12 protein-coding genes and 1 pseudogene are annotated in these 11978 nt (G+C 56.5%); all 13 read left to right on the top strand.

Features of this window, described 5'->3' with window-relative positions:
- Window positions 1-267: 267 nt before the first annotated feature.
- A complete protein-coding gene (gene eutS, locus RTW80_RS14230) occupies window positions 268-603 on the top strand; it encodes an ethanolamine utilization microcompartment protein EutS (protein ID WP_000356956.1) in 336 nt (111 codons plus the stop codon).
- 12 nt (window positions 604-615) lie between these two features.
- Window positions 616-1095 carry an ethanolamine utilization acetate kinase EutP gene (gene eutP, locus RTW80_RS14225; protein WP_000820762.1) on the top strand — a complete coding sequence of 160 codons (480 nt, stop codon included), beginning with the start codon at window positions 616-618 and terminating at the stop codon, window positions 1093-1095.
- On the top strand, window positions 1070-1771 hold the full coding sequence (eutQ, locus tag RTW80_RS14220) for an ethanolamine utilization acetate kinase EutQ (RefSeq protein ID WP_000733906.1): 702 nt from the start codon (window positions 1070-1072) through the stop codon (window positions 1769-1771). The genes eutP and eutQ overlap by 26 nt, the downstream gene beginning before the upstream one ends.
- Window positions 1768-2571, top strand: coding sequence for an ethanolamine utilization cob(I)yrinic acid a,c-diamide adenosyltransferase EutT (gene eutT / locus RTW80_RS14215; RefSeq protein WP_000651298.1), 804 nt, complete (start codon window positions 1768-1770; stop codon window positions 2569-2571). Before eutQ ends, eutT begins: the two co-directional genes overlap by 4 nt.
- Complete coding sequence (gene pta, locus RTW80_RS14210; protein ID WP_000582977.1) at window positions 2568-3584, top strand: phosphate acetyltransferase; 1017 nt, start codon at window positions 2568-2570, stop codon at window positions 3582-3584. The genes eutT and pta overlap by 4 nt, the downstream gene beginning before the upstream one ends.
- A 38-nt stretch (window positions 3585-3622) precedes the next feature.
- Window positions 3623-3916 (top strand): ethanolamine utilization microcompartment protein EutM, encoded by a 294-nt coding sequence (gene eutM / locus RTW80_RS14205; protein ID WP_000387713.1) that lies wholly within the window; start codon window positions 3623-3625, stop codon window positions 3914-3916.
- Between the two features lie 106 nt (window positions 3917-4022).
- Window positions 4023-4310 carry an ethanolamine utilization microcompartment protein EutN gene (gene eutN, locus RTW80_RS14200; RefSeq protein WP_000762196.1) on the top strand — a complete coding sequence of 96 codons (288 nt, stop codon included), beginning with the start codon at window positions 4023-4025 and terminating at the stop codon, window positions 4308-4310.
- An 11-nt stretch (window positions 4311-4321) separates the two neighbouring features.
- Window positions 4322-5725 (top strand): aldehyde dehydrogenase family protein, encoded by a 1404-nt coding sequence (locus RTW80_RS14195; RefSeq protein WP_001075690.1) that lies wholly within the window; start codon window positions 4322-4324, stop codon window positions 5723-5725.
- A gap of 10 nt (window positions 5726-5735) precedes the next feature.
- The gene (gene eutJ / locus RTW80_RS14190) at window positions 5736-6572 is read left to right on the top strand and encodes an ethanolamine utilization protein EutJ (RefSeq protein ID WP_000929711.1); all 837 of its coding nucleotides are present in this window, start codon (window positions 5736-5738) and stop codon (window positions 6570-6572) included.
- Complete coding sequence (eutG, locus tag RTW80_RS14185; protein WP_001300552.1) at window positions 6562-7749, top strand: ethanolamine utilization ethanol dehydrogenase EutG; 1188 nt, start codon at window positions 6562-6564, stop codon at window positions 7747-7749. The genes eutJ and eutG overlap by 11 nt, the downstream gene beginning before the upstream one ends.
- 216 nt (window positions 7750-7965) lie before the next feature.
- A complete protein-coding gene (gene eutH / locus RTW80_RS14180) occupies window positions 7966-9192 on the top strand; it encodes an ethanolamine utilization protein EutH (RefSeq protein WP_000512372.1) in 1227 nt (408 codons plus the stop codon).
- Window positions 9189-10593: pseudogene (gene eutA, locus RTW80_RS14175) on the top strand (ethanolamine ammonia-lyase reactivating factor EutA). The gene eutH and the pseudogene eutA overlap by 4 nt, the downstream one beginning before the upstream one ends.
- Window positions 10594-10604: 11 nt before the next feature.
- Window positions 10605-11966, top strand: a complete 1362-nt coding sequence (gene eutB / locus RTW80_RS14170) for an ethanolamine ammonia-lyase subunit alpha (protein WP_000769961.1) — start codon at window positions 10605-10607, stop codon at window positions 11964-11966.
- The last annotated feature ends 12 nt before the right edge of the window (window positions 11967-11978 follow it).

Genomic DNA, 11978 nt, shown 5'->3' with positions numbered 1-11978 from the left:
GATAGAAACAGAAGCCACTGGAGCACCTCAAAAACACCATCATACACTAAATCAGTAAGTTGGCAGCATCACCAAAGCAGTCTATATAATATCTCGATATTATTTTATTTATATTCATGCGTTGCATATGAAAGTTTATGCACCACAGCGAATATCTCTCCATTCTTAGTGATCTACCTCACCTTTTAAACGCGCTTGCCGAATTTTGTTATTTACTCTGACGAAAAATTGTCACGATACACGAAAGTTTTTCACAGGCGGCGACTCATGGATAAAGAACGCATCATTCAGGAATTTGTGCCCGGCAAACAGGTCACACTGGCGCATCTCATCGCGCATCCCGGTGAGGAACTGGCGAAGAAAATCGGCGTTCCGGATGCGGGCGCAATTGGCATTATGACGCTAACTCCCGGCGAAACGGCGATGATCGCCGGTGATTTAGCGCTGAAAGCCGCTGATGTGCATATCGGTTTTCTCGACCGATTCAGCGGTGCATTGGTGATTTATGGCTCGGTGGGCGCAGTAGAAGAAGCGTTATCACAAACCGTCAGCGGTTTAGGTCGCTTATTAAATTATACGCTTTGTGAAATGACCAAAAGTTAATACGAGGCATTCATGAAACGAATTGCGTTTGTGGGTAGCGTCGGGGCAGGAAAAACAACGTTATTTAATGCGTTGCAGGGGAATTATACCCTCGCCAGAAAAACACAGGCCGTGGAATTTAATGATAAGGGCGATATTGATACGCCGGGTGAATATTTTAACCATCCCCGCTGGTATCACGCCTTAATTACCACGCTACAGGATGTAGACATGCTGATCTATGTCCATGGCGCAAATGACCCGGAAAGTCGGTTGCCTGCCGGGTTGCTGGATATTGGCGTCAGCAAACGGCAAATCGCCGTCATCAGTAAAACGGACATGCCAGATGCTGACGTCGCCGCAACGCGAAAGTTATTGCTTGAGACGGGTTTCGAAGAGCCGATTTTCGAGCTAAACAGCCACGACCCGCAAAGCGTGCAGCAACTGGTGGATTATCTGGCATCTCTCACCAAACAGGAGGAAGCAGGTGAAAAAACTCATCACAGCGAATGATATTCGTGAAGCACACGCGCGCGGCGAACAGGCAATGTCCGTGGTTCTGCGCGCCAGCATTATTACCCCGGAAGCCCGTGAAGTGGCGGATCTACTGGGTTTTACCATCACCGAATGTGATGAATCGATCCCGGTAACGGCGTCCGTGCCCGCCAGCGTGCCAGCCGACAAAACCGAAAGCCAGCGCATCCGCGAAACCATCATTGCCCAGCTGCCGGAAGGCCAGTTTACCGAAAGCCTGGTCGCACAGCTGATGGAAAAAGTGATGAAGGAAAAACAGTCGCTGGAGCAGGGCGCAATGCAGCCGAGCTTCAAATCGGTGACCGGCAAAGGCGGCATCAAAGTGATTGATGGCAGTAGCGTCAAGTTTGGTCGTTTCGACGGCGCAGAGCCGCATTGCGTGGGCTTGACTGATCTTGTGACCGGAGACGACGGCAGCAGCATGGCCGCCGGTTTTATGCAGTGGGAGAACGCATTCTTCCCGTGGACCCTGAACTACGACGAAATCGACATGGTGCTGGAAGGGGAGCTGCATGTTCGCCACGAAGGCCAAACCATGATCGCCAAAGCAGGCGACGTGATGTTTATCCCGAAAGGCTCCAGCATCGAATTTGGTACGACATCCAGCGTGAAATTCCTGTATGTCGCCTGGCCGGCTAACTGGCAATCCCTATGAAAGATTTCATCACCGAAGCATGGCTAAGAGCGAACCATACGCTCAGCGAAGGCGCAGAGATCCATCTCCCTGCGGACAGTCGCCTGACGCCCTCTGCCCGGGAGTTGCTGGAAAGCCGCCATCTGCGCATCAAGTTTATTGACGAGCAGGGCCGCCTGTTTGTTGACGATGAACAGCAGCAGCCGCAGCCCGTTCATGGGCTGACCAGTAGCGATGAACATCCGCAGGCGTGCTGCGAACTGTGTCGCCAGCCGGTGGCAAAAAAGCCGGATACGCTGACTCACCTGTCGGCGGAAAAAATGGTCGCCAAAAGCGATCCGCGTCTGGGTTTTCGCGCGGTTCTCGACAGCACCATTGCGCTGGCAGTGTGGCTGCAAATTGAACTGGCGGAACCGTGGCAGCCGTGGCTGGCGGATATCCGTTCGCGTCTTGGCAACATTATGCGCGCCGATGCGCTGGGGGAACCGCTGGGCTGCCAGGCGATTGTCGGGCTTTCTGACGAAGATCTGCATCGGCTTTCTCATCAGCCGCTGCGCTATCTCGACCACGATCATCTGGTGCCGGAAGCCAGCCACGGGCGCGATGCTGCGTTGCTCAATCTGCTACGCACCAAAGTGCGGGAAACCGAAACCGTAGCGGCGCAGGTCTTTATCACCCGCAGCTTTGAAGTATTACGCCCGGACATTTTGCAGGCGCTGAACCGCCTTTCGAGCACGGTCTACGTGATGATGATCCTGAGCGTAACGAAGCAGCCGCTAACGGTGAAGCAGATCCAACAACGACTGGGGGAAACGCAATGATTATTGAACGTTGTCGTGAACTGGCGTTGCGAGCGCCCGCCAGAGTGGTTTTTCCGGATGCGTTAGACCAACGTGTGCTGAAAGCCGCGCAATATTTACATCAACAAGGTCTGGCAACGCCCATTCTGGTCGCCAATCCGTTTGAACTTCGTCAGTTTGCGCTCAGTCACGGCGTGGCGATGGACGGGCTACAGGTGATTGATCCGCATGGCAACCTCGCAATGCGGGAAGAATTTGCTCATCGCTGGCTGGCCCGCGCGGGCGAAAAAACGCCGCCGGATGCGCTGGAAAAACTTACCGACCCTCTGATGTTCGCCGCAGCAATGGTCAGCGCCGGTAAAGCGGATGTCTGTATCGCGGGCAACCTCTCTTCCACGGCAAATGTGCTGCGTGCCGGATTACGCATTATCGGCTTGCAGCCAGGCTGTAAAACGCTCTCTTCCATTTTCCTGATGTTGCCACAGTACAGCGGCCCGGCGTTGGGCTTTGCCGATTGCAGCGTGGTGCCACAGCCGACGGCGGCGCAGCTGGCGGATATCGCGCTTGCCAGTGCCGAAACCTGGCGCGCCATCACCGGAGAAGAGCCGCGCGTGGCGATGCTGTCGTTTTCCAGCAATGGTAGCGCCCGTCACCCCTGTGTTGCTAACGTCCAGCAGGCGACAGAAATCGTCCGTGAGCGCGCACCAAAGCTGGTGGTGGATGGCGAGTTACAGTTTGACGCCGCCTTCGTGCCGGAAGTGGCGGCGCAAAAAGCGCCTGCCAGCCCGCTACAGGGCAAGGCCAATGTGATGGTTTTTCCGTCGCTGGAAGCCGGAAATATTGGTTACAAAATCGCACAACGACTCGGCGGATATCGTGCCGTCGGGCCACTGATACAAGGACTTGCCGCGCCGATGCACGATCTCTCTCGTGGTTGTAGCGTGCAGGAAATTATCGAGCTGGCGCTGGTGGCAGCTGTGCCGCGTCAGACAGAAGTGAACCGCGAAAGCAGTTTACAAACACTGGTTGAATGAACGGTCCCGTTCTGGACCCTGATAAAGAGGAAAGCACAATGGAAGCATTAGGAATGATCGAAACCCGGGGCCTGGTTGCACTGATTGAGGCTTCTGACGCGATGGTGAAAGCTGCGCGCGTCAAGCTGGTTGGTGTTAAGCAGATTGGCGGCGGCCTGTGTACTGCCATGGTTCGTGGTGATGTTGCAGCCTGTAAAGCCGCGACCGATGCAGGTGCCGCAGCGGCACAGCGTATCGGCGAGCTGGTATCTGTACACGTTATCCCGCGTCCGCACGGCGACCTGGAAGAAGTCTTCCCGATCGGCCTGAAAGGCGATAGCAGCAACCTGTAATCACCCTGTGTGACGTCGATTCGGGCGTCACGCTCTCTCCTTTTTCATTTTACCTTCTGCGGAGGGTAGGGGGAGCTTTTACCTGAAATACGCCACGGAGGCGGGTATGAAACTGGCAGTCGTCACTGGACAAATTGTTTGTACCGTACGCCATCACGGACTGGCGCATGACAAATTGCTGATGGTGGAAATGATTGATCCACAAGGTAATCCTGACGGGCAATGCGCCGTCGCCATCGACAATATTGGCGCGGGAACCGGGGAGTGGGTGTTACTGGTGAGTGGCAGTTCCGCCCGCCAGGCGCATAAAAGCGAAACGTCACCGGTCGATCTGTGCGTGATTGGCATTGTCGATGAGGTGGTGTCTGGCGGTCAGGTAATTTTCCACAAATAAGGCAGAACATCATGAATCAACAGGATATTGAACAGGTGGTGAAAGCGGTACTGCTGAAAATGCAAAGCAGTGACACGCCGCCCGCCGCCGTTCATGAGATGGGCGTTTTCGCGTCCCTGGATGACGCCGTTGCGGCAGCCAAAGTCGCCCAGCAAGGGTTAAAAAGCGTGGCAATGCGCCAGTTAGCCATTGCTGCCATTCGTGAGGCAGGCGAAAAACACGCCAGAGATTTAGCGGAACTTGCCGTCAGTGAAACCGGCATGGGCCGCGTTGAAGATAAATTTGCCAAAAACGTCGCTCAGGCGCGCGGCACGCCAGGCGTTGAGTGTCTCTCTCCGCAGGTGCTGACCGGCGACAACGGCCTGACTTTAATTGAAAACGCGCCCTGGGGCGTGGTGGCTTCGGTAACTCCGTCCACTAACCCGGCGGCAACCGTAATTAATAACGCCATCAGCCTGATTGCCGCGGGCAACAGCGTCATTTTTGCCCCGCATCCGGCGGCGAAAAAAGTCTCCCAGCGGGCGATCACGCTGCTCAACCAGGCGATTGTTGCCGCAGGCGGGCCGGAAAACTTACTGGTTACTGTGGCAAATCCGGATATCGAAACCGCGCAGCGTTTGTTCAAGTTTCCGGGCATCGGCCTTCTGGTGGTGACCGGCGGCGAAGCGGTAGTAGAAGCGGCGCGTAAACACACCAATAAACGTCTGATTGCCGCAGGCGCTGGCAACCCGCCGGTAGTGGTGGATGAAACCGCCGACCTCGCCCGTGCCGCTCAGTCCATCGTCAAAGGCGCTTCTTTCGATAACAACATCATTTGTGCCGACGAAAAGGTACTGATTGTTGTTGATAGCGTAGCCGATGAACTGATGCGTCTGATGGAAGGCCAGCACGCGGTGAAACTGACCGCAGAACAGGCGCAGCAGCTGCAACCGGTGTTGCTGAAAAATATCGACGAGCGCGGAAAAGGCACCGTCAGCCGTGACTGGGTTGGTCGCGATGCGGCGAAAATCGCGGCGGCAATCGGCCTGAACGTGCCGCAAGAAACGCGTTTGCTGTTTGTGGAAACCACTGCAGAACATCCGTTTGCCGTGACCGAACTGATGATGCCGGTGCTGCCCGTCGTGCGCGTCGCCAACGTGGCGGATGCCATTGCGCTGGCGGTGAAACTGGAAGGCGGTTGCCACCACACGGCGGCAATGCACTCGCGCAACATCGAAAACATGAACCAGATGGCGAATGCTATTGATACCAGCATTTTCGTTAAGAACGGACCGTGCATTGCCGGGCTGGGGCTGGGCGGGGAAGGCTGGACCACCATGACCATCACCACGCCAACCGGTGAAGGGGTAACCAGCGCGCGTACGTTTGTCCGTCTGCGTCGCTGTGTATTAGTCGATGCGTTTCGCATTGTTTAAGGAGTAACAGATGGCGCACGACGAACAATGGCTCACCCCACGTCTGCAAACGGCGGCAACGCTGTGTAACCAGACGCCCGCCGCGACGGAATCTCCGCTGTGGCTGGGGGTGGATCTGGGCACCTGTGATGTGGTGTCGATGGTTGTTGACCGCGACGGTCAGCCGGTGGCGGTATGCCTCGACTGGGCCGATGTGGTCCGCGACGGCATCGTCTGGGATTTCTTCGGTGCGGTCACCATTGTTCGTCGCCATCTCGACACTCTTGAGCAGCAATTCGGTCTTCGTTTTAGCCATGCGGCGACTTCATTTCCTCCAGGTACGGACCCGCGTATTTCCATCAACGTGCTGGAATCTGCCGGGCTGGAAGTGAGCCATGTGCTGGATGAGCCAACCGCAGTTGCGGATCTGCTGCAACTGGACAACGCCGGTGTAGTGGATATCGGCGGCGGCACTACCGGCATTGCCATCGTGAAAAAGGGCAAGGTGACGTACTCGGCGGATGAAGCCACCGGCGGACATCACATCTCTCTGACTCTCGCCGGAAATCGCCGTATTTCGCTGGAAGAGGCGGAGCAGTACAAGCGCGGTCACGGTGAAGAGATTTGGCCTGCGGTGAAACCGGTGTACGAAAAAATGGCGGACATTGTCGCCCGGCATATTGAAGGGCAGGGCATTACTGATTTATGGCTGGCGGGCGGCTCTTGTTTGCAACCGGGCGTGGCGGAACTGTTTCGCAAACAATTCCCGGCGTTACAGGTGCATTTACCGCAGCACAGTTTGTTTATGACCCCGCTGGCGATCGCCAGTAGTGGGCGAGAGAAAGCGGAGGGGCTATATGCAAAATGAATTGCAGACCGCGCTCTTTCAGGCGTTCGATACCCTGAATCTGCAACGGGTAAAAACATTTAGCGTTCCACCGGTGACGCTTTGCGGTCCGGGCGCGGTGAGCAGTTGCGGGCAGCAAGCGCAAACGCGTGGGCTGAAACATCTGTTCGTGATGGCAGACAGCTTTTTGCATCAGGCGGGGATGACCGCCGGGCTGACGCGCAGCCTGGCTGTTAAAGGCATCGCCATGACGCTCTGGCCATGTCCGGTGGGCGAACCGTGCATTACCGACGTGTGTGCAGCCGTGGCGCAGTTGCGTGAGTCAGGCTGTGATGGGGTGATCGCATTTGGCGGCGGCTCGGTGCTGGATGCGGCGAAAGCCGTGGCGTTGCTGGTGACGAACCCCGATAGCACGCTGGCAGAGATGTCAGAAACCAGCGTTCTGCAACCGCGCTTGCCGCTGATTGCCATTCCAACGACCGCCGGAACCGGCTCTGAAACCACCAATGTAACGGTGATTATCGACGCGGTGAGCGGGCGCAAGCAGGTGTTAGCCCATGCCTCGCTGATGCCGGATGTGGCGATCCTCGACGCCGCATTGACCGAAGGTGTGCCGTCGCATGTCACGGCGATGACCGGCATTGATGCGTTAACCCATGCCATTGAAGCATACAGCGCCCTGAACGCTACACCGTTTACCGACAGCCTGGCGATTGGTGCCATTGCGATGATTGGCAAATCGCTGCCGAAAGCGGTGGGCTACGGTCACGACCTTGCCGCGCGCGAGAGCATGTTACTGGCTTCATGTATGGCGGGAATGGCGTTTTCCAGTGCGGGTCTTGGGTTGTGCCACGCGATGGCGCATCAGCCGGGCGCGGCGCTGCATATTCCGCACGGTCTCGCGAACGCCATGTTGCTGCCAACGGTGATGGAATTTAACCGGATGGTTTGTCGTGAACGCTTTAGTCAGATTGGTCGGGCACTGCGAACTAAAAAATCCGACGATCGTGACGCTATTAACGCGGTAAGTGAGCTGATTGCGGAAGTTGGGATTGGTAAACGACTGGGCGATGTTGGTGCGACATCTGCGCATTACGGCGCATGGGCGCAGGCCGCGCTGGAAGATATTTGTCTGCGCAGTAACCCGCGTACCGCCAGCCTGGAGCAGATTGTCGGCCTGTACGCAGCGGCGCAATAAATGCCGGATGCGACGCTTGCCGCATCTTATCCAGCCTACGGGATTGCACATGTAGGGCGGATAAGGCGTTCACGCCGCATCCGCCAGTGGCGCGGTGCAATTGCCGGATGCGACGCTTGCCGCGTCTTATCCAGCCTACGGGATTGCACATGTAGGGCGGATAAGGCGTTTACGCCGCATCCGCCAATAAATAACAACTAACAGGGAGTAAAGGCGATGGGAATTAACGAAATCATCATGTACATCATGATGTTCTTTATGCTGATAGCTGCCGTAGACAGGATCCTGTCGCAGTTCGGCGGTTCTGCTCGTTTCCTCGGTAAGTTCGGTAAAAGTATCGAAGGATCAGGCGGTCAGTTCGAAGAAGGCTTTATGGCAATGGGCGCACTGGGCCTGGCGATGGTCGGTATGACCGCGCTGGCACCGGTACTGGCTCACGTTCTCGGGCCGGTAATTATTCCGGTTTACGAAATGCTCGGCGCTAACCCATCGATGTTCGCCGGAACACTGCTGGCGTGCGATATGGGCGGCTTCTTCCTCGCCAAAGAGCTGGCGGGCGGCGACGTAGCCGCGTGGCTATACTCTGGGTTAATTCTCGGGTCGATGATGGGGCCAACGATTGTGTTTTCCATTCCGGTGGCGCTCGGCATTATCGAACCTTCTGACCGTCGTTATCTGGCGCTCGGCGTGCTGGCGGGCATTGTGACCATTCCGATTGGTTGTATCGCTGGTGGTCTGGTTGCTATGTACTCCGGTGTGCAGATCAACGGCCAGCCGGTGGAATTCACTTTCGCCCTGATCCTGATGAACATGATCCCGGTGATCATTGTTGCGATTCTGGTGGCGCTGGGGCTGAAATTCATCCCGGAAAAAATGATCAACGGCTTCCAGATCTTCGCCAAATTCCTCGTTGCATTGATCACCCTCGGTCTTGCCGCTGCGGTAGTGAAATTCCTGCTTGGCTGGGAACTGATCCCCGGTCTGGATCCTATCTTTATGGCCCCTGGCGATAAACCCGGTGAGGTGATGCGCGCCATTGAAGTTATCGGTTCTATCTCCTGCGTTCTGTTAGGGGCGTATCCGATGGTGCTGCTGCTGACTCGCTGGTTTGAAAAACCGCTGATGAGCGTCGGTAAAGTACTGAATATGAACAACATCGCGGCAGCCGGCATGGTGGCAACGCTTGCCAACAACATCCCGATGTTCGGCATGATGAAGCAGATGGATACCCGCGGCAAAGTCATCAACTGCGCCTTCGCCGTTTCCGCTGCTTTCGCCCTGGGCGACCACTTAGGCTTCGCCGCTGCCAACATGAACGCCATGATCTTCCCGATGATTGTCGGCAAGTTGATCGGCGGCGTAACGGCGATTGGCGTGGCGATGATGCTGGTGCCAAAAGAAGACGCGACCGCGACTAAAACCGAAGCGGAGGCACAATCGTGAACACTCGCCAGCTATTGAGCGTCGGTATCGATATCGGCACCACCACCACCCAGGTGATTTTCTCCCACCTGGAGCTGGTTAACCGTGCGGCGGTGTCGCAGGTGCCGCGCTACGAATTCATCAAACGCGAAATTAGCTGGCAAAGCCCGGTGTTCTTTACCCCTGTCGATAAACAGGGTGGTTTAAAAGAAGCGGAACTGAAATCGCTGATTTTAGAGCAATATCAGGCTGCGGGCATTGCGCCGGAAAGCGTTGATTCTGGTGCCATCATCATCACCGGTGAAAGCGCGAAAACCCGCAATGCTCGCCCGGCGGTGATGGCGCTCTCTCAGTCGCTGGGCGATTTTGTCGTCGCCAGCGCCGGGCCGCACCTCGAATCCGTGATCGCCGGTCACGGAGCCGGGGCGCAAACCCTTTCTGAACAACGGCTGTGTCGGGTACTGAATATCGACATCGGCGGTGGCACCGCGAACTACGCCCTGTTCGATGCCGGAAAAATCAGCGGCACTGCCTGTCTCAACGTCGGTGGTCGCCTGCTGGAAACCGACAGCCAGGGGCGCGTGGTTTACGCTCATAAACCGGGGCAGATGATTGTGGATGAGTGCTTCGGTGCAGGCACTGACGCCCGTTCGCTGACCGGCGCGCAGCTGGTGCAGGTTACCCGGCGGATGGCGGCGCTGATTGTCGAAGTGATTGACGGAACGCTTTCGCCGCTCGCGCAGGCATTGATGCAAACCGGTTTGCTGCCCGCAGGTGTTACGCCCGAAATCATTACGCTTTCTGGAGGCGTGGGCGAATGTTATCGCCACCAGCCCGCCGACCCGTTCTGTTTTGCCGATATTGGCCCACTTCTGGCAACGGCGCTGCATGACCATCCGCGCCTGCGTGAGATGAATGTGCAGTTTCCGGCGCAAACCGTACGCGCCACGGTGATTGGCGCGGGTGCACATACCCTTTCGCTCTCTGGCAGCACAATCTGGCTGGAGGGCAGTACAACTGCCGCTGCGCAATTTGCCGGTGGCGATCCCGATTGATGAAACGGATCTGGTGAGTGCCTGGCAACAGGCGCTGCTTCAGCTGGATCTTGATCCCAAAACTGACGCGTACGTGCTGGCGCTTCCCGCCTCGCTGCCTGTGCGTTACGCCGCGGTACTGACGGTCATCAACGCGCTGGTCGATTTCGTCGCGCGTTTTCCGAATCCGCATCCCCTGCTGGTGGTGGCCGGGCAGGACTTTGGTAAAGCTCTGGGCATGTTGTTGCGCCCACAGCTACAACAACTCCCGTTGGCAGTCATTGACGAAGTGATTGTCCGCGCGGGGGACTATATCGACATTGGTACGCCTCTTTTTGGCGGATCGGTTGTGCCGGTGACGGTGAAATCACTCGCATTTCCTTCCTGAGGGAACGACTTATGAAACTAAAGACCACATTGTTCGGCAATGTATATCAGTTTAAGGATGTAAAAGAGGTGCTGGCTAAAGCCAACGAACTGCGTTCGGGGGATGTGCTGGCGGGCGTTGCAGCGGCAAGCTCACAGGAGCGCGTGGCGGCAAAGCAGGTGTTGTCGGAAATGACCGTAGCGGACATCCGCAATAATCCGGTGATTGCCTATGAAGATGACTGCGTGACGCGGCTGATTCAGGACGACGTTAACGAAACGGCCTACAACCAGATTAAAAACTGGAGCATCAGCGAACTGCGTGAGTATGTGCTGAGCGATGAAACCAGCGTGGACGACATTGCCTTTACCCGCAAAGGGCTGACCTCGGAAGTGGTCGCGGCGGTAGCGAAGATTTGCTCCAACGCGGACCTGATCTACGGCGCGAAGAAAATGCCGGTAATCAAAAAGGCCAATACCACCATCGGTATTCCGGGCACCTTTAGCGCCCGTTTGCAGCCGAACGATACCCGTGACGACGTGCAAAGTATCGCTGCGCAAATCTATGAAGGGCTTTCCTTTGGGGTGGGCGATGCGGTGATCGGCGTTAACCCGGTAACTGACGACGTGGAAAACTTAAGCCGCGTGCTGGATACCATTTATGGCGTGATCGACAAATTCAACATCCCAACTCAGGGCTGCGTACTGGCGCACGTCACCACCCAGATCGAAGCGATTCGTCGCGGCGCGCCTGGCGGACTGATTTTCCAGAGTATCTGTGGCAGCGAAAAAGGGCTGAAAGAGTTTGGCGTGGAACTGGCGATGCTCGACGAAGCGCGCGCAGTGGGCGCAGAGTTCAATCGTATCGCCGGGGAAAACTGCCTCTACTTCGAAACCGGACAAGGCTCTGCGCTATCCGCTGGCGCTAACTTCGGCGCTGACCAGGTGACGATGGAAGCACGTAACTATGGGCTGGCGCGTCATTACGATCCGTTTATCGTCAACACCGTGGTCGGCTTTATTGGGCCGGAGTATCTCTACAACGACCGCCAGATTATCCGTGCTGGCTTAGAAGATCACTTTATGGGCAAGCTGAGCGGCATCTCTATGGGCTGTGACTGCTGCTACACCAACCACGCTGACGCTGACCAGAACCTCAACGAAAACCTGATGATCCTGCTCGCCACCGCAGGCTGCAACTACATCATGGGGATGCCGCTGGGTGATGACATCATGCTCAACTACCAGACCACCGCATTCCACGATACCGCCACTGTGCGTCAGTTACTCAACCTGCGTCCGTCACCGGAGTTTGAACGCTGGCTGGAAAGCATGGGCATTATGGCAAACGGTCGCCTGACCAAACGGGCGGGCGATCCGTCACTGTTCTTCTGATGACGCGGAGAT

Origin of the sequence: Escherichia sp. AM3 (assembly GCF_032029835.1) — a bacterium.
Lineage (GTDB): Bacteria > Pseudomonadota > Gammaproteobacteria > Enterobacterales > Enterobacteriaceae > Escherichia > Escherichia coli.
This window is presented reverse-complemented; position numbering and strand designations above follow the sequence as displayed.